This window comes from Mesorhizobium sp. M0998 (genome assembly GCF_040318885.1).
In the GTDB taxonomy this organism is placed as follows: Bacteria; Pseudomonadota; Alphaproteobacteria; order Rhizobiales; family Rhizobiaceae; genus Mesorhizobium.
Genome location: NZ_JAMYND010000067.1, coordinates 1 through 21,408, shown reverse-complemented (window position 1 = coordinate 21,408; position 21,408 = coordinate 1). Strand labels below are relative to the sequence as shown.

The window sequence follows — 21,408 nt, the reverse complement described above, 5'->3', positions numbered from 1 at the left end:
CAGCTCGTGCTTCATGTTGATGATCTGATCGAGCCTGGAGCGGAAAAGATCCTGCTCTCCCGTCTCGCGCTTCTCGCGTGGCCTGCCCATCGCCTGGCTCCGATTCACTGCGATGAAAGCAGTGAATCACGCTTCGCCAGGCGGCGAAATCGCAAACTGGAATTGCAAGAAAACTATCCACAAACTGGCCGTTACCTGCAATTCGGAAGCCTGAAAAGTAGACTATTCCTACGCGATATCAGGGGCTTCCGTATTCTTCACGGCCGACGATATCGGGATTGCATTCCTCCAAGGCGATCGGCTGCCGTCGAGTCCGGCCTCAACGAACAGCTGAACCTGCTACCAGCAGGTATAGCCGCCATCCACCAACAGCACCGTTCCCGTAATATAGCTTGACGCATCGCTCGCTAGAAAATGGACCGCAGATGCGACCTCATCAGGCTGGCCCAGGCGGCCCATCGGTGTCTGGTCCGACCATGCATTTATGACTTCGTCGGGATACTTGCCGGTCATCTCAGACTGTACGAACCCAGGAGCGACTGCATTCACGCGGACACCGGATCTTGCCCACTCGCACGCAAGGGTCTTGGTCACCATGTTCACTCCGGCCTTGCTCGCATTGTAGGCCGTGACGACGGATTGTTGTCGGGTAACGATCTCCCCGCACATCGAACTTATGTTTACAATCGTCCCAGAACCGCGACCCGCCATCAGGGAGCCGAACGTGCGGCTGCAGTAGAAGACGCCGTCCAAATTAACCGAGAGGACCATCCGCCAATCCTCATCGGTGGTATGATTGGTCGGCGCTGCACGCGACACGCCGGCATTGTTGACAAGGATGTCCGGGCAAAGGGCGATTCTACCGGTGAGATCGCGCACCGCCTTCGAATCCGTGACATCGAGCTGATAAACCTGTGGTTTGACGGGGAACTGATCTGCAGCCTCCATCACGCGGATTCCGTCGGTGTCAGTAAGAATTATGTCGGCACCGGCTTGTTGCAAGGTAAGGGCGATCTGCAAACCGATGCCGCGCCCTCCGCCGGTTATTAACGCAGTTTTCCCGGATAAATCGAACTTGTTATGGAAAGATGTGCGTTCCATAAGTGGCATTGCTAGTCTCCTGACGCGTGTTATGGCCTGATGATGGCATTGATATGATAGAAGAATTACGCTTCACAGCCGAAGAATAAAGTCATCCCGTTTCCTTCTCGGCGCAAATAAAAAGCTATCCTTGAGGGATGCGCCCTTGACCTATTCAATCTGCGCTGGGCATCGAATTCGTCGGCCGAGATGAGTGATCTTTTAACGTTGACATGAACGGCAACGACTAAGCAAACCTCTACGCCTGAACCAGACTGGGGACCCGAGGGCCACCGAGCATCGCCTAGGGTTTTCTTGAGGACCTGGACCTGTCTGCTTAGCCCCGGATTCCAAGAAGAAGGTCACGACGCGAAATCATGCCTACCGGGCGATTGTCGTCCATCACGGTTATGTCCCCATTATGATGGGTTGCCAGCTCGATGATGGCACCGATCTTCTCAGTAGCTGCCACCGTGGCTCCGTTGTGAGGCGTCGTACTCGGAGTATTCGGCATCGGTTTCATGATTTTTCGGGCGGTCACAAGCTCAAGCCTGGAAATGCCCTTCACAAAGTCTGCCACGTACTCGTCCGCGGGTTCTGTGACAATTTCCTCCGGCGTCCCAACCTGGACGAACCTACCGTCCTTCATGATTGCGATACGAGTGCCAAGTCTGATCGCCTCGTCGAGGTCGTGAGTGATGAAGATGGTCGTCTTCCTGACGACCTTGGAGAGTTCCATGAACTGGTGCTGAAGTTGCCGGCGGATCAATGGATCGAGAGCAGAAAATGGCTCGTCCATCAACAGTATCTCTGGATCTGCCGCCATGGCCCGAGCCAACCCGACACGCTGTTTCATTCCGCCTGACAACTCATCCGGAAAGCGCGAAGCCCACTCTTCTAAGCCTACGAGCTTGAGCTTTTCCTTTGCCGTATGCATACGTTGCGCTTTGCCGACACCACGTAATTCGAGGCTCAGAGCGACGTTGTCTTGAACGTTGCGGTGACGCAACAACGCCATGTTCTGAAACACCATGCCAACACTTCTTGAGCGTAGCGCGCGCAGCTCGGAGTTGCTCAACCCATTGACATTGCGGCCAGCTACGATGATCTCGCCATCGGTGGGCTCCACCAGTCGGTTGATGTGCCTGATTAGTGTTGACTTCCCTGATCCGGAAAGGCCCATGATACAGAAAATCTCGCCTTCACTGACTGAGAACGATACGTCGGCAACGGCGGTGACACACCCATACTGTTTTAGCATGTCGGACTTGGAAAGGCCCTGTTCGCGAATAGCCCTAAGGGCGTTCTTCGCATCGCTGCCGAAGATTTTCCAGACCCCTGAACACTTAATGACGGGCTTGTCCATCAATAACCTTTGTTTTCGGATAGGCACATTCAGCTATCAGTTGTGACCGGGGTTACGCATCCACATACCGTTTTTCACCTGAGCGACCGTTTGTTGTTCTACTGTGTTCATCGACCTTCGCTGACGGACTACCTTCAGGCCGAATGATTTACGCCGGATGCCGCCCAAGGCCAATTGGTCTTAAATGAGTTGGTATCACAGCGTCTAAAGGCTCAGCAGAGAATTATGGCACGCAATTTCAGGATCCCTTTTCGGTCGGCCGATCTAAGCGACGGACAATCGGACTAGTTACCTCCGTCTGACGTGGAACCGCTCGGAATAGGCGAAGCGTATGCCCAACGACAGCGACCGGGCCATGAGCCCAGATTTCACCTGGCTTTCGAGGTTGGGCGAGAGCCTGTGTAAGTCGATCGAGAATGATCGCAAGCGCCACAATGCCAAGACCGCCGATGCTGGCCAGTCCAACATCGAGGCGGCCGATGCCACGAAGCACCATCTGGCCGAGTCCGCCGACCGCGATCATTGAGGCAATGACTACCATAGAGAGCGACATCATCAGCGTCTGGTTAACCCCTGCCATGATGGTCGGCAGCGCCAGAGGGAGTTGGGCCTTCCACAGCAGCTGACGATCGGTCGCGCCAAATGCGCGCATGGCTTCGTTGACTTCTTCCGGAACTTGGCGGATGCCTAAATAGGTCAAGCGGATCACCGGTGCTACTGCGAAGATCACTGTAACGATCACTCCCGGTACGTTGCCTATGCCGAAAAGCATGACGATCGGCACCAAGTATACGAAGGCGGGAATCGTTTGCATACCATCGAGGATCGGCCGCAGAATCGCGTTGAGCCATATCGACCTCGTCGATAGAATCCCAAGTGGAATGCCGATAACCAGTGAGAATACCAGCGCGGTAAGCACGATTGACAGTGTAGTCATCGTTTCCGACCATACACCGATAAAGCCGATGAAGAACAAAATGGCCGCCAGTGCTGTTGCCAGCCGCCAGCTCGAAAGCTGCCAGGCCAGCAGTACGATAACCGCGATGACGAGAGTCGGCGGTGCCGAATTCATGAAGGCAGTCAGCGACTGCAAAACCGTGTCGAACGGCGCTTTCACAATCTGAAAGAAAGGGCGGTAGTTATCGACCAGCCAGCGCAAAGCATTGCTAACCCCTTGCGCGAGTGGCAATTTCCCACAGGCAAACGGATCCCAAAGGCTACAATCACTCATCATCGTTCCCCATCGGAGCCGGCCCAATGTAAGATTACCACGGACTTTCGAAGCGATGTCGTGCAAAATAGTAGCCTGTCGTGTGAATTTATTTCGACTGCTCCCGCTCCTCAGCTTGCATATAACACTGACCTGTAGCCCGAATTGGAGCCAGGCAGATGTCGTTCAAAGGCGTTATTCCGCCCGTCACAACGCCCTTTCATGCGGACGGATCGATCGACCGTGACGGCTTCTGCGTCATGGTCGAGCACCTGGTCTCGACTGGCGTCCACGGTATCATTGTCGGTGGCACGACAGGCGAGTACTACGCCCAGTCACGCGACGAGCGTGTCAGCCTGCTTAAGCTTGCTAGGAGCGTGGTGAAGGGGAAGATGCCCCTAATCGCCGGCGTCGGCTCCATTCGCACCGACGACTGCATTGAATACGCGCTAATTGCAAAGGACCTCAAGTATGACGGCATTCTAATCGGCTCGCCGTACTACGCTGTTCCCACGCAGCTCGAACTTGCCAGTCATGCACTTGCGATCGACAAGGCCGCCAATCTACCGGTGATGCTCTACAACTATCCCGGGCGCACCGGAACGATGATGGATCTAGAGTTCCTGGACCGCGTCGGTCGCAGCTCCAATTTCTGTGCCATCAAGGAATCTAGCGGCAGCATGAACCAGCTGCACGCCTTGGCTCGCGACTATCCGCATATCGACCTGTTCTGCGGCATGGATGATCAGGCGCTCGAATTCTTCGCCTGGGGCGCAAAAGGGTGGGTCTGCGGCGCCGGCAACTGCCTACCGGCAGAGCACCTCGCGCTGTACGAAGCCTGCGTGATCGAGAAGGACTTCACAAAGGGCCGGCAGATCATGTCGGCGCTTCTGCCTCTGATGAGGCTTCTCGAACAGGGCGGCAAATTCGTCCAGAGCATCAAGTTCGGGTGCGAATTGGCTGGATTGCCGGCTGGGCCCGTGCGCCTGCCGATGCGGGCACTCGGCGACGAACAGAAGCGGGAACTCGAGTCGACAATCCGCACCCTTAAGGCAGTTATCGCGTCAATCACTGCAAAATCCCAGAAGAGGGCTTCCGAGAATGTCATCGCTATTAACGCGTGATGAGTACCAGAACCTGGCCGACAGCCTGCCACTGCCGACCAGCGCAGTAATTGACGGCAAGGCGCGGGCTGCACAATCTGGGGATACTTTCGAGACCATCAATCCCGCGACAGGGCAGGTCATCGCCAAGATCGCTTCCTGCGGCCAGGCCGATGTCGATCTCGCTGTCGAGAAGGCGGGACTGGCGTTTGAATCGGGCGCCTGGTCGCGTGCGCATCCGAGCGAGCGCAAGCGCGTTCTGCGGCGGCTCGTTAAACTGATGAAGCGAAACGCCCATGAGCTTGCAGTGCTTGAGACGCTCGAAAGCGGCAAGCCGATCTACGACGTCGAAACCATAGACATCCCCGAGGCTCTGCATTGCCTGGAATGGCATGCGGAAGCCACCGATAAGCTCTACGGCCAGACGTCACCTTCGGGCGACGATGTCGTGTCGATGATCGTGCGCCAGCCGCTGGGCGTGGTCGCCTGCGTTCTGCCCTGGAATTTCCCGATCCTCATGCTTGCCTGGAAGATCGGTCCGGCACTTGCGACGGGCAACTCCGTCATTGTCAAGCCGGCCGAGCAGACCAACATGTCGACGTTGCGCATCGCCGAACTGGCGCATGAGGCTGGGCTGCCGTCAGGCGTCCTGCAAATCCTCACCGGTCCGGGCGAAGTGACCGGCAAGGCACTCGGCGTGCATCCCGGTATCGACATGGTCGCCTTCACCGGGTCAACTGACGTCGGCCGGAAATTCTTGGAATATTCCGCCAAGTCCAATCTCAAGCGCATCGCGCTCGAATGCGGCGGAAAGAACCCATGCATCGTGCTGGAAGACGCCGAGAACCTCGACGTTGTTGCACAGCATGTCACCCAAGCTGTTTTCTGGAACATGGGCGAGAACTGCTCGTCCAATTCCCGCCTGATCGTGCACGAGAAGATCAAGGATCGCTTGGTGGAAACCGTCCTCCACAAGCTAAAGGAATGGCCTTTGGGCGAGCCGCTGGATCCGGGCAATCGGCTCGGCGCCATTGTGTCGAAGGAGCAGTTCGACCGCATCATGGGCTACATCAAGAAGGGGCGGGAGGAAGGCGCCAGGATCGTCACGGGCGGCAACGCCCACAAGCATGGCAAAGGCTATTTCATCGAGCCGACCGTATTCGACGATGTCACGCCCGAAATGACGATTGCGCGAGAGGAGATTTTCGGCCCAGTGCTGTCGGTAATCAAAGTGGCCAACGCTGACGAGGCGCTCCGGGTCGCCAACGATACGCAATACGGGCTTGCAGCTTCAATCTTTACCGCCAATCTCGGCAAGGCGCATCGCATCGCAAGGGACATTCGCGCCGGGACGGTGACCATCAACTGCTACGGCGAAGGGGATGTCTCGACTCCCTTCGGCGGCTTCAAGCTTTCGGGCTTCGGGGGACGAGACAAGTCATTGCATGCCCACGACCAATATACTGAACTCAAGACCATCTGGGCGGACATCTCCGATCCTAAAGTCTCGCGTTCGGTAGACTAGCCTGGTCGCACCGATGAGCGATTATGAGGCTGTCCGCACGCCTGCGGACACATCCATGCCCGGTTGGTACGGTATTCTGCCGCCTCCCAAGGCACCTGAGGTGCTGCGCGGCCGTCACAAAGCGGACTGGCTCATTGTAGGAGCTGGGTTTGCTGGATTGGCGGCCGCGCGGCGCCTCTCACAACTGGTGCCGAACGAGCGCATAGTGGTCGTCGACGCTCAGCGCGTCGGCTGGGGTGCTGCCGGGCGCAACTCCGGCTTCATGATCGACCTTCCGCACGAGCTCGGTGGGGAGCATTACGGCGGAAGCCAGGATCACGATCGCAAACGCATCCGCATGAACCGGACCGCGATCGAATTCTCTGCTTCGGCGGCGGACGAATACGGGTTGCAGAAATTCTTCCTTCGGGCCGGCAAGTACCATGGAGCTGCAACCAATCACGGTGTTGCGGTTCTGCGCGAATTCGAAAAGCACCTGACGGGTTTAGGCGAGCCATTCGAGCGGCTCGACGCGCTGCAGTTGAAGGAAATCACTGGAACCGATTTCTTCGTCGGCGGTACCTTCACGCCAGGAACGGTAATGGCACAGCCGGCCGGCTTCATCCGTGGACTCGCCGAAGGCTTGTCGAGGCGTGTGCAGCTATTCGAGAATTCCCCGGTCATATCTTTGCAGACCGGCAAACTGCACACTGCCAAGACGGCTGAGGGCGAGATCACCGCGCCCCGGTTGATACTGACAGTCAACGGTCATCTCGAAAGTTTTGGTTACTTCAAGAATCGCCTGCTGCACGTGTTCACCTACGCCAGCATGACGAGGCCGCTTTCCAAGAGCGAACAGACAGCGGTGAGAGGGGAGCAGCATTGGGGCTTGATCCCGGCCGACCCGATGGGATCAACCATCCGGAGGATCGGCGATCGGATCGTCGTCCGCAACACCTTCACCTATAATCCGGACATGTCCACCAGCGAGAAGCAGATTCGTCGGATTGGCGCCGTGCACGATCGATCATTCCGGGCGCGCTTCCCGATGCTGGGTCAAACACCGATGCAATTTCGCTGGGGAGGCCACTTGTGTCTCTCCCTCAATTCCGCGCCTGCATTCGGCGAAATTGAAGACAGAGTCTTCGTAGCCGGATGCTGCAATGGCCTGGGAACGGTGCAGGGCACCCTCTACGGGATGCTGGCGGCCGATCTTGCCGTTGGCAGCAGCGAGCCAATGGTTGCAGACGCCCTGAAAGAGCCAGCCCCGATTCAGCTTTATCCAGAACCGCTGATGTCGATCGGAGCGCCGCTGAAGTTGTGGGCGATGCAGAAGCGCGCCGGCAGAGAGCTCTAGCTTTCTCGTTCTTGCGCTGCCACTTCCCGGATCCAGCTACGGAGGCTCTGGGCGGCAGGGGACAGCGTACGATTTTGATACCATGTGAGATAGTAGCTGCCAGGGGCTGGGAGCTCGAGATCCGTCAGTCTGACGAGTTTCCCCTCGTCAATTTGCGCCTTGACTAGGCGATGCCACCCAACAGCCACCCCTTGATCGGCCTGAGCTGCCTGAAGAGCCACGAAGAACTTGCCGAAGCGCCGACCGCGGGTCGGACCATGCGAGACCCCCGCGCGCCGAAGGACCTCGTCCCAGCCAGCCCAGTCGGGGTCCACCCAATCGACATGCAGCAGGGGAAGGTCGGCCAACGATTCCGCCGTTGCATCGCGGTGCTTGCTTGCAAACCCAGGCCCGCATACCGGGTAGATTGTTTCATTGAAAAGGAGCTCAGCATCTTCATTCGACCACGATCCGAACCCGTAGCGGATGCGCAATTCGACCTCGGCGCGGCGGTAATCGCGAGGATTGTCCGAGATAAGGTGGTCAACCGCGATATCCTGGTACCTCGTCCAAAAGTCCGGCATCCGCGGGATCAGCCACGTCGACGCGAAGGCGTCCGTGCACGCCAGGGTGACGTTCTTGGAACGGTCGCCGCGTTTCACATTTCGGACGATGTCTGCGGCCCGCGAAAAACCGGTAGCCAACACGCCGTAAAGGTCTTCGCCGGCGCTTGTCAGCGCCACACCGGTTCCTAATCGGGTAAACAGCGGAACCCCGAGTTCGTCCTCGATCGCCTTGATCTGCCGGCTCACGGCGCCGGGAGTGACGTTCAGTTCCGCAGCAGCCAATTTGAATGACAAGTGCCGCGCAGACGCCTCGAAAACAGCCAAAGCAGTCAGGGACGGCAGGTCGTAGTAGCGGCGAACCATCTCAAGCTCCAAACACTTCGATATTCGCCCGGCGCGACAGATTGGGCAAGCGAAGCCCAAGATATTGGGAAATCATTTATAATACGACGCGATGGCCCGCGTTGCGACTGAACTATGGCCGCGATCCCCAACCCACCTCCAGAACGTAGGAAAATTGTACGCATCATGCTGCGCGATCTGCGACGCTGCCCAATCCCATGTCCGACGCTGCTAAACCCTAGCATCTCTCTGGGCGATGTCTGGGCTCAACTACTCAACAAGGGGGTGAGACTTTTGCAGGGCTGCCCCACTAGTCTTCGTCCGCCGTTGAGAGATTATGAGCCGAACTTTCCCTCTCAGAGATGGCTTGATATGACTGGCCTTGAAAAGAAAACTGCGGCGATAACAGGCGCGGCGGGAGGTATCGGGCAAGCGATCTCCAAGCAGTTCGTCGCCAACGGCTTTCATGTGATTGCCGGCGACGCCGACCAGACTGGCATGGACCAGCTCGAGGCCGAACTCAATCGAATCGGGCAGAATGTCTGGAGCAAGGCCGGCGACCTCAGGAACAAGGCTTATTGCGAAGAGTTGATCGACTATTCCATCCAGATCACAGGCACGTTGGACGTGCTCGTCAACAATGCCGGGATCATCACGAGGGGCAATATCCTCGAGACGACCGATGAGGATTGGGAGCGGACGTTCGACATCAACCTGACATCGATATTCTGGAGGGCGATCGGCCATATGAAGGGGCACGGCGGCGGCGCGATCGTGAACATCGCATCGTGCTGGGGACTTTATCCCGGACCCGGGCATGCCGCCTACTGCACCAGCAAGGCGGCCGTCGCGACGTTGTCGAAGTGCCTTGGCCGCGACCATGCCGGTGACGGGATACGAGTCAACGCGGTGTGTCCGAATGAGGTCAACACGCCGATGCTGCGCACCGGCTTTGCCAAGCGCGGCTTCAATCCCGACACTGCCATAGCGGAGCTCAACAATACGGTTCCGCTCGGGCGCATTGCCGAGCCGGAAGACATCGCCGATGCGGTGTATTTCTTGAGTTCCAATGCCGCCCGCTACATCGCCGGCACGACGGTTGAGGTGAACGGCGCCAAGCCGGTCTATTGAGGACACCCTATGGCTGACAGACTTGCAGGAAGAATCGCTATCATCACTGGCGGCGGCCGTGGCATCGGCGCCGGCATCACGCGACGTTTCGTGGAGGAGGGAGCCAAGGTTGCCATTGTGCAGAGGAACCCGCCACCCGACGAGATCCTCAACGATCGCACCATTTACGTGAAGGCGGACCTTGCGAACTCCGAGCACATCGCTTCGGCCGTTCAGGCCGTCGTCGAGCGACTTGGCGGCCTTGACATCCTCGTCAACAACGCCGGGATCATGTTCGAGAAGACCGTCGAGGAAATGACCGAGACGGACTGGGACCAGATGATGAACATCAACCTCAGGGCCCCATTTTTGTTAACGAAGGCGGCAATGCCGCATCTTCGCCAGCGAGGCAGTGCAAGCATCGTCAACATTGGCTCGATTGAAGGCTTGGCGTCTAATCCGGGTCACCCTGCATATTCCGCTTCGAAAGCTGGCATTCACGGCTTTACAGCAGCCGTCGCCGTGGACCATGGGCACGAGGGTATCCGGTGCAATGCCATTGCGCCGGGCTGGATCAATTCTGACCTCAGTGAGATCTACATCGACAGCATGGCTGACAGTTCGCGTGTCCGCAGGGAACTGCTCGCCATGCATCCGGTTGGACGTCTTGGTGAGCCGACTGATGTCGGAAACCTTGCCGTTTGGCTTGCCTCGGAAGAGAGCTCCTTCGTGACCGGGCAGGTCTACGTCATCGATGGCGGACGCACCAAGAAGCTGCCGCTGCCGATTCCGTGAAGAGGAGGAGCCCGGCCATTGACCGGGCTTCATGTTTGTCAGGCGGTCGGATCAACTTTCTCGCTAATCCGCCCTGGTGATGCGATCGATCGGGATTGCCAAGACAACGACCGCAAGGCCAGCTTCCCCAACTTGGAAGCGAGAGATCGATCGGATGATCTCATCGCCCAGGCCACCGGCGCCTATCATGGACGCGATGATGACCATCCACAACGACATCATCACGCACTGATTGACGCCCGCCATAATCGACCGGAATGCCAGCGGCAGTTTGATTAGGAACAGCACGGCCAGGCGACTTGCGCCAAAGGCCTCGCCCGCCTCAACCATTTCCGGATCGACCATCTTGAGACGATGGGCAGTAAGCCTGATCGGCAGCGGCATGGCGAAGGTTGCATCTCCTCGCGAATGAGCGGGTCGAGCGCGCTGAACGGCTCGTCCATCAGCAGCACAGGCGTGTCCATCACCAGGGCACGCGCCAAGCCGACGCGCCGGCGCATGCCGCCGCTAAGGTTGGACGGCTTGCGGTCGCCCCATCCGCTGAGCCCTACGAGCTCGAGTGCCTTGCCTGCGCGCTCACGTCGCTCCTTGCGTCCGACTCCGGCGACACGGAGCCCGAACCCAACATTGTCGATGACCGACATGTGCGGCAGCAGCGCAAAATGCTGAAACACCATTCCGATCATGCTGGAGCGGATCTGGCGGAGTTCCTTTTTGCCGGCTTTCGTGGCGTCCTGCCCATTGAATACGATCTGGCCGGCAGTGGGGTCGATAAGTCGGTTGATGCAGCGAAGAAGGGTCGATTTCCCGCTGCCTGAGAGACCCATTACGACAAAGATTTTCTCAGTCTCGATCGTCATATTGATGTTGTTGAGCGCTACGAAACCGCTGCCCTCGTCGGGCCAAGGCGCCCGACGCAGTCTGTCCAGTTTCACTTCGGGGTTGCCCCCATAGATCTTGTAGAGATCCTTGATCTCGATGGCCGGCTTTCGCGTGCTCATGCAAGGCTCCCGCGCATAATACAGGTGGTAATGCAGGGGTCGGCGCGGACCCCCGCACTCCTTGGGAGGATGCGTGCTACGGGGTCAGGCGAGCCACGGCTCGATGAGCCCTTGCCTTTCCCTTCGCCGATCCACTTTGCGGCGGCGTCTTCAGGCTTCGTCCCGCCGTCGATCCAGCCCATGATCTTGGCTTCCTCCTCATTCGGGATGTGGAACCTCGTCAGAAATGCCTGGGCCTTCGGGAATCTTGGATTCACTCCACATCGGGAGCGGCTCCCAAGTGGTGACCACGATCGGTTCGTTCTTCGAGTAAGCGCGCTGGAAGGCCGCTTCCATCGCCGCCTCGCTGCCGGGGACCAGGTTGAGCTTGAGACCGTAAGCCTTCACCGTTGCGTCCGCGGCCTGCATCAGGCCGGAACCAGCGTCGATGCCGATGATGCCGCCTGGAAACTTGTCGGTATGATCGTTGAGCTCGGCGATGCTCTTGATGGCGACATATTCCGGAACCGCAAGGCCTTGCGTCATCGGGCCTTCCGAAACGCCGACGACTTTGATGGAATCGGCGACTTTCTTTACATAGTCCGCCTGACCGCCGTGGTAGTCGCCTTTTAGCGGCCCATCCCCTGCATATAGGAGTTCGAATAGAGGTCGGCCTTTCCGGTTTGAAGCGACGCATAGATCACGCCCGGCTCCGCCTGCAGCGGCTGGACCTTGTAGCCGAAATTGTCCTCGATGAGCTTCGCGCCGACATAGGTGATTGCCAGCGCGTCGGATCATGCCGCGAAGGCATAGACCAGCGGCCGGGACGCGTCGGCCCTGGCGCCCGTCGCCAGTCCGCTCATGGCCAGCGCGGCGGCGCCCCCGGGTTTCAGCAAGGTTCTGCGCGACGTGCTCGCGCCGTGTATACCATTCACGAGAATTGGGTTTGGCATTCAAATCCTCCTGTTGATACCCAATCTGATGCCTAGCTGAGTCCGAGGTTGTCGTTTCTGTTCACCTCGCCTGATCCGGGAATGGGCTGTTCTGTTCTTGCCCCGCACCAAGCAAAAAACGTGCTACCACGGAACCGCGCAAGCTAATCGACGCAAAATAGTCGCCTCCCGATTGACTTTATTTCGCTCGCTTGCCGCAACGCATCATCGTCTTTGCCTGTCGAGGCCCCTACGGTCTTGGGCGATTCCGTCCAAGTTTGCGCGATATCCGTAAAGGCTGGGGCTGCGACGGTGGAACGGCTCCGCCGCTGCTCGACCCGAACCATCTCTCGAGTATCCGGGTGAGCGAGCCGGCAGCGCAGCCCTTTAGTCAACACGCGCGTGAGACTTTTGCAGTAGGTCAAAGCTCAAAGCTCCGGCAATAGTTGAGCGGCGGTCCGGTTTCGGTGTCGCGACTTATTTGTCTGGAGGCCGGCATGACTGCTCAACTACAGCTCTCTCGTAGAGGAGGGCGCGAAGCGCGGCGGACGATCCGCACGGCGCCAAAGGTCGAGATGTTGCCGACGCTGAAGCGCGGCCTGCCGGTCGTAGAGCCGATGGATGCCGAGCAGGTTGAACGCGTTCACGAGGCTTCTCTCGCGATCCTGGAAGAAGTAGGCGTGGTGTTTCGCGATCCGATCGCGATTGAGGACTGGAAGAGAGCCGGAGCGGACGTGCGCGCGGATGACCGCGTTCATCTCGACCGCGGCCTGGTCATGGAGCTCATCAAGACCATTCCCCCCAACGTCGAATATTTCGCGCGCGACCCAGCGAAGAATGTCGAGCTCGGAGGCGACAAGTCCATTTTCGTGCCGATGACAGGCGCACCGTACATGCGCGATCTCGATGATGTGAGGCGTGGCCCGACAATTACGGACCTGGGGACGTTTCATAAACTCGCGCACATGATGCCGGCGCTACATTCGTCGGCTCACCACATCGTCGAGCCGATGGACATTGTCGTCGCGCATCGGCACCTGCACATCACCTATTCGTCAATAAAGCATTCCGACAAGATTTTCATGGGCATGACCACCTCGCCCAAGAATGCCGAGGATGTGCTCGACATGTGCGAGATCCTTTTCGGTGAAGGCTTCCTCGAGAAGCATGCAGTCACCACCGGAAACTGCAATGGCAATTCGCCGCTGGTATGGGACCAGGTCATGCTGGGCGGCATGCGTGCTTTCTGCCGGCGCAACCAGCCCGTCTTGTGCTCGCCCTTCGTTCTCGGCGGCGCGAACACGCCAGCCTCCACCGCGGCGGCAGTGGCGCAGCTCAATGCGGAGGCGCTTTCTGCACTCGCCTACACGCAGGTGGTGCGCAAGGGCTGCCCTGCGATTTATGGGCATTACCTGTCGACCGTGTCGATGCAATCGGGAGCGCCGATGGCGGGAACGCCAGAAATATCGCTCATGAATTTCATGATCGGCCAGATGGCTCGTCGCTACAACGTGCCTTGGCGTACCTCGAACCTACTCGGCGGCGCCAAGATCTTCGATGCGCAAGCTGGCTATGAAAGTGCGATGACGATGATGGCAGTGCTGATGTCAGGCGCAAACTACATTTGGCATTCGGCTGGCTGGAATGAAGCCGGCATGCACTGCTCGATCGCAAAGTTCGTCGTCGACGCCGAAGTCTGCGCCATGGGCTATCGCATGACGCAAGGCATCCAGTGGGACGATTTCGATGAAGCCCTGGCTGCGGTCCGCGATGTCGGGCCGGGCGGCCATTACTTTGGACATCCCCATACACAGGCCAACTTCGAGAAGGCCTTCTTTATTCCGAAACTCTTCGACAATAACTCGGTCGAGCAGTGGTACGCTGATGGCTCCAAGGACATCAAGCAACGTGCCCTCGAGCATGCGCGCCGCCTCCTGGCCGAATATGAAGAACCTAAGCTCGACGTCGCGAAAGACGAGGAATTGCGCGCTTATATCGACCGTCGCTCGAGGGAAATCCCCGCTGTCGACGCGCTTAACGAGGAATACTGAGCCTCCTCATGCGCATTGACCGGATCAACGTCTATAAGACCCAGTTGCCTGTCAAAGGCGGCACTTATCGAATGGCAAGCGACGACGTCGATGCGCTTGACAGCACCCTTGTTGAGGTTGTGACCGATGACGGGCTGACTGGCTGGGGCGAAACCTGCCCGGTCGGGCCCGTTTATCAGCCGCATCATGCACTCGGCGCACGCGCGGCGATTGCCGAAATCGCGCCAGGTCTTATGGGCGTCGAGATTGCCTCGATCAGGCTTCTCGCCAAACGCATGGACGAGCGCTTGAACGGGCATGGCTATGCCAAGGCAGCGTTCGATATAGCCTTCCTTGACCTTCTCGGCCAGCGGCTTGGAGTGCCGGTCTCGACACTGCTGGGCGGTGCGCTGGCCGACCGTGTTCCGGCCTACTATTCGCTGATTGTTGGCCCACCTGACGAAACGGCCAGGATTGCCGCCGACAAGGTGAAGTCAGGTTATCCACGCCTGCAGATCAAAATCTCGGGGCGAAATCTCGAACAGGATGTGGCCACGGTTTACAGGGTTTGGGAGGCGGTCGGCTACAAAGCGCGTATCGCAGTGGATGGCAACCGGGGCCTCACTGTCGCTGCCGCCATTCATCTTGACCGGCTTTGCCAGGCGATCCCCTTCGTTTTCGAGCAACCCTGCAACACTATGGATGAGGTGGCCACTCTGAAGGGCAGGGTGACGCATCCGGTATATCTGGACGAGAACACCGAAGATCAGAACGCAGTACTCAGGGCGATCTCCCTCGGCATCGCGGATGGCTTCGGCTTCAAGGTCACCCGTCTCGGCGGCCTCACCAAAATGGCGACAATGCGCGACGTTTGCGCCATCCGCTCGTTGCCGCACAGCTGTGATGACGCATGGGGTGGCGACATAATCGCGGCGGCTTGCGTGCACTTAGCTTCCACTGTGGAGCCGCGCCGTTTTGAGGGCGCCTGGATCGCGCAGGAATATATCGAAGGACATTTCGACGCGAAGAATCCGATTGTCATCGAAAATGGTCACATAGCCGTACCGCAACTGCCAGGCCTCGGCATCAAACCGGAACCCGGCATGTTCGGTCAGCCAGTAGCCACGCACGGATCCTAGTGAACGCACCCGCCAACATCAGCTCAATTACGTCGTTGGCCACGCCGAAAATTTCGGCGGCGGCCGATCGACCGTTTGAGCTGGTGGTTCTTTTGTTACCCGGGTTCTCGCACCTGGCGCTTCACGCCTATATCGAACCTTTTCGCATCGCCAACACAGTATCCAGGCTGCCGCTGTTCCGGTGGCGAATCGCGGGGCCTGACACTCGGCCAATCCAGGGCGCCAACGGCCTTTCGGTTGCCGTTGATGTCGCGATGGACGAGCTGGTTTCCGGCTCGGACGATCGCAGGCCGAGCCAGCTCGCTATCGTGACGGGCGAGCTGGTAGAACAGCAACTGACGCCTGAACTCAACGGATTTCTGCGAACGATGGCGCGTCGCGCGGTGCCGATATCTGCGGTTGGGACAGCGACGTGGCTGCTTGCTCGGATGGGCCTTCTGGCAGGCACACGCTGCACGATACACTGGTCGCGGCTCGCTGCTTTCGCCGAAGTGTTCAACCAGCCCCGCATAAGCGATTCGTTGTTTGTCAAGGACGGCCAGTATTCAACCTGCGCAGGAGAACTGGCAGCCTTCGACCTGGCGGTGGATCTGATCGGCAGCCATGCCGGCGGGTATATTGCACAGGAGGTCTGCCGCCACGCGACTGTCCAAGGTCAGCGCTCAGGATCAAACCGCCAGACCGGGCCGTCAGGTCTGGCCTTTGCCGGTGTGAGCGACAAGCTCTTGATGGCAATGCGGATCATGGAAGAAAATGTGGAGTTCCCGCTGACAATGGAAGAGGTTGCGCAACGGGCCGGAGTATCGCGGCGCCAGTTGGAACGCTTGTTCGCTTCCCATGTCCGACTTCCGCCGGTGCGCCACTATCTCCGGATCCGCACAGACCATGCGAAGCGCCTGATCGAAGGCACGCGGATGCCCATTATCGACATTGCCATGGCCTGCGGGTTCACGTCTGCTTCGCACTTCGCAAAGTGCTTCAGAGCCTTCAATGGAGTGTCGCCGCAGCAGTGTCGAGCGATAGTGCCGGCTTGGGTTGGGCCCGGCTTAAGATGATAGATTGGTATTTGAATTTAGCGGAGAACAGCGGCACCTCTAGCCATGCTAAATGTTTGGAGTCGATCTGCCCACCAACAATCAGAAAGCGGCGCAACAATACGTCCGGATCATAGCGCTCAAAGCGGCGAGATGAGCCTATCCGTTGTGCTCTTCCGTGTCGACCGACGTTCACGCGGCAACCATTGGATTGATGACGGCTTTGATACGGCCCCGATCATGGTGGCGCAGGATGACTTCTCAGCATTGCATGATGCGGGGGCGGCGAGGATTTCATTTCGCCCCAAGAACCTCTCTGATTGCACTATTGCGTTGGGAAGATGCTGTAGCCTCTCGGTGATGGCCGTTCAAACAGTCCAGCGCAGCTGCGGTTCGCGACGACCGGTGCGAAGATCATGCAAGCTCCGTCGCATTCTGTAACGACGGTCAGCCCGGCCATGCCTGCAAAACCCGGCCGCAGTTGTGCGGCCGGGTTGGCGGGGTCTTCAGATCTGGGCGCGCGCAGTAGACGGATGGAGGGATCGAGTCAGGACAATGACGAAGAAGATGCCGCTTCTCTTCGAGACATTTGTGGAAAAGCTGTCGGAGAGTGTCGATGAAACAGATTTCCGGGATGCCATGGCCGGGGCGGCCACAGCACTTGATCTACTCACCTTTGCCTATTTGGCGTTGCCATTGCATCTTGTGGCGAGCCCAAGCTGATCTCGAATTATCCGCCTCCCTGGACCGCGCACTATCTGCAAAACCAGTATCAGAAAGTCGATCCCGTCATCATGCGTGCGCGGTGTGGCGGCTGCCCGTTTCCATGGGGATCGGATTTGCGTGGCGTTGAGATGTCGCCGGCTCAACAGAAGCTTTTTGATGAGGCGGCCCAGTTCAGCATCCGCTGCGGTTTGACGATTCCGATTATCGATCGTAGAGGCTGTGTTGCAGCGATGACTTTTGCCGCTGATAAGCCCAATTCCGCATTCCTGCGCGTTGCTGAGCGATATGAACAGGCGCTCCAACTCATGGCGACATTTTTTCACATTTATGCTCGTCGAAAGCTGTCCGGCAACCGAACAGTGGACGGCGTTTCGTTGACACCTCGTGAATATGAATGTCTGCAATGGGCGGCGCGCGGAAAGTCTGCCTGGGCTATGGGCTGCATCTTGGGCATCAAACCGCGCACCGTCGCTTTCCACCTCGAGAATGGGAAGAAGAAGCTCGGCGTGCACACCAAGGATCAGGCCGTAGCCCTGCTGGCCTCCTCGCGATCTTCAATTCTCTGAGAAACTGAATTCGTCTTTGGTCGTCCTGAGCATGAGCACAGGCTGTTTGGGGTGGCCATTCGCCTCCAATGCAGGGCCATTCCTTCCCAGACGCCATCATGATGCAACTTATTGCACCCGATTGGTACGGTGACTTTGCCAACGAACTACATGCAATGCACCCTCTGCGAGACCGCGTTTTCAAGGAGCGTTTCCTTGCTTGAAAGGCGAAACGGAGCGCACAGCGTGCAAATTCCGACGATTAACCGGACACCGTTCCGATCAAAAACCGGACGCGATTCCGAGAATTAACCGGACGCGTTTCCGATTAAATACCGGACAGTTTTAAAGCCTAGATAGTGCCTTTGGGTCAGCAACCTGCGCATGCACTCCCTCGACGGTAGAGGAGAGGTGCATGCCGAAGAGAAGAAAGCTGACCATGAGACAATGAGGCAATTGCTACGACTAAGCGCGGACGGCATAAGCGTTCGTGACATTGCCACCATGCTTGGAATTGCCCGCAGCACGGTGCAGGACAACATAGAGAGAGCGACCGCCGCCGGTCTTTCCTGGCCGTTACCAGCGGAGCTGACCGACGATGTTCTCGAACATCGGCTCTTCTCCCGTCAGGGCGTCAAACAAGGACTGCGCCGACGCGCCGAGCCCGACTGGGGCGCGCTGGCGGTCGAGCTGAAGAAGCCGGGCGTGACGCTGTCGATCCTGTGGGAGGAGTATCGGGCCGTTCATCCTGACGGTTACGCTTACAGCAGATTCTGTGATCTCTTTAGAGGCTTCGAGCGGCGGCTGACGCCGACGATGCGCCAGATGCATGTCGCTGGCGACAAGGTGTTCGTCGACTATTCCGGCAAGAAGCTGCCGATCGTAGACCGCAAGACCGGCGAGATCCGCGAGGCCGAGATCTTTCTCGGCGTGCTCGGCGCGTCGAGCTACACCTTCGCCGAGGCGACCTGGAGCCAGACCTTGCCGGACTGGATTGGCTCGCATGTGCGCATGTTCCGCTTTTTTGACGGCGTCCCGCGCCTGATTGTTCCCGACAATCTGAAGTCCGGCGTGAATCGGTCGAGCTTCTACGACCCCGAGATCAACCGCAGCTTCGGCAGGATGGCGTCGCACTACGGCGTCGGCGTTCTGCCGGCGCGACCGAAGCGGCCGAAGGATAAAGCCAAGGTCGAAAGCGGCGTCCGTTTCGCGCAGAGCTGCATTCTCGGCCGGCTGCGTAACCACACGTTTTTTTCCCTGGACGAAGCCAATGCCGCTATCCGGGAGGCTGTCGAGCGGATCAACACCCACGTCATGCGCCAACTGGGCCAATGCCGTCGCGACCTGTTCGAGACGATGGAACGACCAGCGCTCGCCACGCTGCCGGCCGAGGAATACGAGTTCGCCGAGTGGCGGCTGGCTCGTGTATCGACCGACTATCATGTCGAGTTCGAGCGCTATTTCTACTCCGTGCCACACGGCCTCATCCGAGAGCAGGTGGATGTCCGGGCAACGAGCCGAACGATCGAGGTCTTCTTCAAGGGCAAACGCGTCGCTGTCCATCAGCGTCGCTATGGTGGGGCCCGTTTCGGAACCGATCCGGACCACATGCCCAGTTCGCACCGCCGCTATGCGGAATGGGTCGCCCGAGCGCTTCCGGCGCTGGGCCCGCTCGATCGGTCCACAGACCGAGGGGCTCGTGATCGCCATCCTTGCCAGCCGGCCGCATCCGGAACAGGGATTTAGAACATGCCTCGGCATTCTCAAGCTCTACCAGGCGATCGACACGGCGCAGGCGGAAGCCGTATCAGCCCGCGCGCTCGAGATCGGTGGCCTGAACTGCAAAAGCATCACCGCTCTCATCAAAACCCACAAGGCGTCCAGGCACACCGCCGAACCTGCCGCCGTTGGCGAGCACGCCAATCTTCGTGGTCCCGGCTACTTTCATTAAGGAGACAATCAACGATGCTTATCAACCCCACCATCGACATGCTGCGCGAACTCGGTCTTTCCGGCATGGCAAGCGCTTTCCAGGAACTGGAGGCGCAACCGGAGGCACGAGCTCTCGAGCACGGCGAATGGCTTGCCCTCCTGCTCGAACGGGAGGCGACGGCGCGCCGGCAGAAGCGCTTCGAGGCCAGAGCGCGAGCCGCCAGACTCCGTCATGACGCCCAGATCGAGAACGCCGATTTCCGCGCAACTCGCGGTCTCGATCGCAATCTCTTCATGAAGCTGACGACATGCGACTGGATCAGACAGCGCCATAGCTTGCTCATGATCGGACCGGCCGGCGTCGGAAAGAGCTGGCTGGCCTGCGCGCTCGGCCACAAGGCATGCCGTGAGGATCTTTCGGTCGCATACCACCGTGTACCGCGCCTCTTCGCAATGCTCGCCCTTGCCCGCGGAGAGGCCGTTACGCGAAGCTGCTCAAGAGCCTGGCCAAAACGGATTTGCTTATTCTTGATGATTGGGGGCCTGAGAAGCTCAACGACGAACAACGCCGCGACCTCCTGGAAATCGTCGAGGATCGCTACGAAGCGTTCCACCATCCTCACAAGTCAAATTCCCGTGGATCACTGGTATGACATGATCGGAAATCCGACCATCGCCGATGCCGTTCTCGACCGCCTTGTTCACAACGCCTATCGCATCGAACTCTCCGGCGAAAGCATGCGCAAACACAAGGTCCTGCCAGTCGCAGACGCAACTGCCGCTTGACCGGAAACGACTTTGTCGACAAATATCAAAAAAGACCCTGAGGCGCTCTAAGCCGTCCGGCTTCGCCTCGGAATCGCGTCCGATATTCTATCGGAATAAGCGTCCGGTTTCGTTTCGGAATCACTGTCCGGTTTCATTGGAATACGCACACAGCGGGATTGTTCAGCCGGCGAACAATTCCTTGTAGCCAGTTGTGACCATCCAGTTCGCACGGTCGAGATGACTACGAAGAGCCTTCCTGGCGCGCTCCGGTTCGCGTGCTGGATCGATGCCGAGGATGAGGTGGGCCATCTCTTCTTCGCTCGCATCATCGGCGGAGGCGTCTAGGAGCCGCATATAAGTCGTGAAATGCGCTTTATCGTATGCCGTCTGTCCGACCAGTGCACTTCGTCGGCAATTGGCGTGCTCGATTTAGGCTGTAACATCGCTGGTTATATCTCCGGAAAACGGCCTCCGCGAAGCCCCTCCGCCAGCGATTTAAATGCTCGATGTGGATTACATATTATAGTTGATAAACTCAAGCTGCCTAATCCGCTGGCTGTCGTGCATGGATATGCGCAGGTTGGTCGGACGTAATGTGCAGAGGATCAGGCTAAGGAAGCGTCTGACGCAGGAGCAGCTTGCCGAGATTTCCGGGTTCAGCCAGCAGTACATCAGCGGCTTGGAGAAGGGCCGAAGAAATCCGACGATCATCACGATCTATGAACTGGCATTGGCCCTCGGCGTCAGCCACACGGATCTGGTTCGGCCCGACAAACAGGCCTGACGCACCCACTTCCAAGTAATTGCTACTGGCCCGGGGGCGGGGGGGGGGGGGGGGGCCGGGGTCGGGGGACCCGCGCGCAGCGAGGGCGGGGGGAGAGGGGGCGTACACCGCGGCGGGGGGGGGGGT

The 21,408-nt window shown here is 58.6% G+C and carries 20 protein-coding genes and 4 pseudogenes; 14 read left to right on the top strand and 10 right to left on the bottom strand.

All coding sequences use genetic code 11. The features are described 5' to 3' along the window. Positions 1-339 precede the first annotated feature (339 nt). From NKH59_RS31700 to NKH59_RS31690, 3 genes are all read right to left on the bottom strand, one after another. Positions 340-1,110, bottom strand: coding sequence for an SDR family NAD(P)-dependent oxidoreductase (locus NKH59_RS31700; RefSeq protein ID WP_353024185.1), 771 nt, complete (start codon positions 1,108-1,110; stop codon positions 340-342). Between the two features lie 307 nt (positions 1,111-1,417). Continuing rightward, positions 1,418-2,446 (bottom strand): quaternary amine ABC transporter ATP-binding protein, encoded by a 1,029-nt coding sequence (locus NKH59_RS31695; protein ID WP_353024182.1) that lies wholly within the window; start codon positions 2,444-2,446, stop codon positions 1,418-1,420. A 238-nt stretch (positions 2,447-2,684) separates the two neighbouring features. Further along, positions 2,685-3,677, bottom strand: coding sequence for an ABC transporter permease (locus NKH59_RS31690; RefSeq protein ID WP_353024180.1), 993 nt, complete (start codon positions 3,675-3,677; stop codon positions 2,685-2,687). A 158-nt stretch (positions 3,678-3,835) separates the two neighbouring features. On the opposite strand from NKH59_RS31690, the gene NKH59_RS31685 reads away from it, so the two are divergent. Genes NKH59_RS31685 through NKH59_RS31675 form a run of 3 tightly spaced genes read left to right on the top strand, consistent with a single transcriptional unit; the run spans position 3,836 to position 7,620 of the window. Then, positions 3,836-4,780, top strand: a complete 945-nt coding sequence (locus NKH59_RS31685; RefSeq protein ID WP_353024178.1) for a dihydrodipicolinate synthase family protein — start codon at positions 3,836-3,838, stop codon at positions 4,778-4,780. Next, the gene (locus NKH59_RS31680; RefSeq protein WP_353024176.1) at positions 4,758-6,284 is read left to right on the top strand and encodes an aldehyde dehydrogenase; all 1,527 of its coding nucleotides are present in this window, start codon (positions 4,758-4,760) and stop codon (positions 6,282-6,284) included. The genes NKH59_RS31685 and NKH59_RS31680 overlap by 23 nt, the downstream gene beginning before the upstream one ends. A gap of 13 nt (positions 6,285-6,297) precedes the next feature. Then, positions 6,298-7,620, top strand: coding sequence for an NAD(P)/FAD-dependent oxidoreductase (locus NKH59_RS31675; protein WP_353024174.1), 1,323 nt, complete (start codon positions 6,298-6,300; stop codon positions 7,618-7,620). On the opposite strand, the gene NKH59_RS31670 is transcribed toward NKH59_RS31675, so the two are convergent. Then, positions 7,617-8,528: a LysR substrate-binding domain-containing protein gene (locus NKH59_RS31670; protein WP_352583595.1), complete on the bottom strand. Its 912-nt coding sequence runs from the start codon at positions 8,526-8,528 to the stop codon at positions 7,617-7,619. The two genes, NKH59_RS31675 and NKH59_RS31670, sit on opposite strands and share 4 nt — an antisense overlap. A 351-nt stretch (positions 8,529-8,879) precedes the next feature. On the opposite strand from NKH59_RS31670, the gene NKH59_RS31665 reads away from it, so the two are divergent. Continuing rightward, on the top strand, positions 8,880-9,638 hold the full coding sequence (locus NKH59_RS31665) for an SDR family NAD(P)-dependent oxidoreductase (RefSeq protein WP_353024172.1): 759 nt from the start codon (positions 8,880-8,882) through the stop codon (positions 9,636-9,638). A 9-nt stretch (positions 9,639-9,647) separates the two neighbouring features. Continuing rightward, on the top strand, positions 9,648-10,412 hold the full coding sequence (locus tag NKH59_RS31660) for an SDR family NAD(P)-dependent oxidoreductase (RefSeq protein WP_352583599.1): 765 nt from the start codon (positions 9,648-9,650) through the stop codon (positions 10,410-10,412). A gap of 63 nt (positions 10,413-10,475) precedes the next feature. Here NKH59_RS31660 and NKH59_RS31655 read toward each other — a convergent pair whose 3' ends face one another. The 5 genes and pseudogenes from NKH59_RS31655 to NKH59_RS31635 form a co-directional block, all read right to left on the bottom strand. Then, positions 10,476-10,742: an ABC transporter permease subunit gene (locus NKH59_RS31655; protein ID WP_353024171.1), complete on the bottom strand. Its 267-nt coding sequence runs from the start codon at positions 10,740-10,742 to the stop codon at positions 10,476-10,478. Next, positions 10,688-11,413 carry an ATP-binding cassette domain-containing protein gene (locus tag NKH59_RS31650; RefSeq protein ID WP_353024169.1) on the bottom strand — a complete coding sequence of 242 codons (726 nt, stop codon included), beginning with the start codon at positions 11,411-11,413 and terminating at the stop codon, positions 10,688-10,690. The genes NKH59_RS31655 and NKH59_RS31650 overlap by 55 nt, the downstream gene beginning before the upstream one ends. Then, positions 11,410-11,968, bottom strand: a pseudogene (locus tag NKH59_RS31645) (glycine betaine ABC transporter substrate-binding protein). Before NKH59_RS31645 ends, NKH59_RS31650 begins: the two are co-directional and overlap by 4 nt. Positions 11,969-12,021: 53 nt before the next feature. Further along, positions 12,022-12,171, bottom strand: a complete 150-nt coding sequence (locus NKH59_RS31640) for a glycine betaine ABC transporter substrate-binding protein (RefSeq protein ID WP_353024190.1) — start codon at positions 12,169-12,171, stop codon at positions 12,022-12,024. Between the two features lie 15 nt (positions 12,172-12,186). Next, entirely contained in the window at positions 12,187-12,345 is a 159-nt protein-coding gene (locus NKH59_RS31635; protein WP_353024167.1) for a hypothetical protein, read from the bottom strand. A 476-nt stretch (positions 12,346-12,821) separates the two neighbouring features. On the opposite strand from NKH59_RS31635, the gene NKH59_RS31630 reads away from it, so the two are divergent. The 8 genes and pseudogenes from NKH59_RS31630 (at position 12,822) to NKH59_RS31590 (ending at position 20,516) form a co-directional block, all read left to right on the top strand. Further along, positions 12,822-14,375 carry a trimethylamine methyltransferase family protein gene (locus tag NKH59_RS31630; protein ID WP_353024189.1) on the top strand — a complete coding sequence of 518 codons (1,554 nt, stop codon included), beginning with the start codon at positions 12,822-12,824 and terminating at the stop codon, positions 14,373-14,375. Positions 14,376-14,383: 8 nt separating this feature from the next. Next, positions 14,384-15,493: a mandelate racemase/muconate lactonizing enzyme family protein gene (locus NKH59_RS31625; protein WP_353024165.1), complete on the top strand. Its 1,110-nt coding sequence runs from the start codon at positions 14,384-14,386 to the stop codon at positions 15,491-15,493. Then, a complete protein-coding gene (locus tag NKH59_RS31620) occupies positions 15,493-16,548 on the top strand; it encodes a GlxA family transcriptional regulator (RefSeq protein ID WP_353024163.1) in 1,056 nt (351 codons plus the stop codon). The genes NKH59_RS31625 and NKH59_RS31620 overlap by 1 nt, the downstream gene beginning before the upstream one ends. A gap of 546 nt (positions 16,549-17,094) precedes the next feature. Continuing rightward, positions 17,095-17,819: pseudogene (locus NKH59_RS31615) on the top strand (LuxR family transcriptional regulator). A gap of 363 nt (positions 17,820-18,182) precedes the next feature. Beyond that, positions 18,183-18,281 (top strand): annotated as a pseudogene (locus NKH59_RS31605) (hypothetical protein); the annotation flags it as partial. A gap of 21 nt (positions 18,282-18,302) precedes the next feature. Beyond that, positions 18,303-19,544 (top strand): IS21 family transposase, encoded by a 1,242-nt coding sequence (gene istA / locus NKH59_RS31600; RefSeq protein WP_353024187.1) that lies wholly within the window; start codon positions 18,303-18,305, stop codon positions 19,542-19,544. Further along, positions 19,498-19,749 carry a hypothetical protein gene (locus tag NKH59_RS31595; RefSeq protein ID WP_353024160.1) on the top strand — a complete coding sequence of 84 codons (252 nt, stop codon included), beginning with the start codon at positions 19,498-19,500 and terminating at the stop codon, positions 19,747-19,749. Before istA ends, NKH59_RS31595 begins: the two co-directional genes overlap by 47 nt. Positions 19,750-19,763: 14 nt before the next feature. Further along, a complete protein-coding gene (locus tag NKH59_RS31590; RefSeq protein WP_502908730.1) occupies positions 19,764-20,516 on the top strand; it encodes an ATP-binding protein in 753 nt (250 codons plus the stop codon). Between the two features lie 162 nt (positions 20,517-20,678). On the opposite strand, the pseudogene NKH59_RS31585 reads toward NKH59_RS31590, so the two are convergent. Then, positions 20,679-20,941: pseudogene (locus tag NKH59_RS31585) on the bottom strand (DNA -binding domain-containing protein). A 122-nt stretch (positions 20,942-21,063) separates the two neighbouring features. On the opposite strand from NKH59_RS31585, the gene NKH59_RS31580 reads away from it, so the two are divergent. Next, positions 21,064-21,282: a helix-turn-helix transcriptional regulator gene (locus NKH59_RS31580; RefSeq protein WP_023730016.1), complete on the top strand. Its 219-nt coding sequence runs from the start codon at positions 21,064-21,066 to the stop codon at positions 21,280-21,282. The last annotated feature ends 126 nt before the right edge of the window (positions 21,283-21,408 follow it).

Coding starts and splice junctions, on each gene's coding strand:
- NKH59_RS31680 (WP_353024176.1), top strand. CDS start 4,758: ATGTCATCGCTATTAACGCGTGATGAGTACCAGAACCTGGCCGACAGC.
- NKH59_RS31690 (WP_353024180.1), bottom strand. CDS start 3,677: ATGAGTGATTGTAGCCTTTGGGATCCGTTTGCCTGTGGGAAATTGCCA.
- NKH59_RS31665 (WP_353024172.1), top strand. CDS start 8,880: ATGACTGGCCTTGAAAAGAAAACTGCGGCGATAACAGGCGCGGCGGGA.
- NKH59_RS31700 (WP_353024185.1), bottom strand. CDS start 1,110: ATGCCACTTATGGAACGCACATCTTTCCATAACAAGTTCGATTTATCC.
- NKH59_RS31685 (WP_353024178.1), top strand. CDS start 3,836: ATGTCGTTCAAAGGCGTTATTCCGCCCGTCACAACGCCCTTTCATGCG.
- NKH59_RS31590 (WP_502908730.1), top strand. CDS start 19,764: ATGCTTATCAACCCCACCATCGACATGCTGCGCGAACTCGGTCTTTCC.
- NKH59_RS31630 (WP_353024189.1), top strand. CDS start 12,822: ATGACTGCTCAACTACAGCTCTCTCGTAGAGGAGGGCGCGAAGCGCGG.
- NKH59_RS31670 (WP_352583595.1), bottom strand. CDS start 8,528: ATGGTTCGCCGCTACTACGACCTGCCGTCCCTGACTGCTTTGGCTGTT.
- NKH59_RS31655 (WP_353024171.1), bottom strand. CDS start 10,742: ATGGTTGAGGCGGGCGAGGCCTTTGGCGCAAGTCGCCTGGCCGTGCTG.
- NKH59_RS31675 (WP_353024174.1), top strand. CDS start 6,298: ATGAGCGATTATGAGGCTGTCCGCACGCCTGCGGACACATCCATGCCC.
- NKH59_RS31625 (WP_353024165.1), top strand. CDS start 14,384: ATGCGCATTGACCGGATCAACGTCTATAAGACCCAGTTGCCTGTCAAA.
- NKH59_RS31695 (WP_353024182.1), bottom strand. CDS start 2,446: ATGGACAAGCCCGTCATTAAGTGTTCAGGGGTCTGGAAAATCTTCGGC.
- NKH59_RS31660 (WP_352583599.1), top strand. CDS start 9,648: ATGGCTGACAGACTTGCAGGAAGAATCGCTATCATCACTGGCGGCGGC.
- NKH59_RS31635 (WP_353024167.1), bottom strand. CDS start 12,345: ATGCCAAACCCAATTCTCGTGAATGGTATACACGGCGCGAGCACGTCG.
- istA (WP_353024187.1), top strand. CDS start 18,303: ATGCTTGGAATTGCCCGCAGCACGGTGCAGGACAACATAGAGAGAGCG.
- NKH59_RS31650 (WP_353024169.1), bottom strand. CDS start 11,413: ATGAGCACGCGAAAGCCGGCCATCGAGATCAAGGATCTCTACAAGATC.
- NKH59_RS31580 (WP_023730016.1), top strand. CDS start 21,064: ATGGATATGCGCAGGTTGGTCGGACGTAATGTGCAGAGGATCAGGCTA.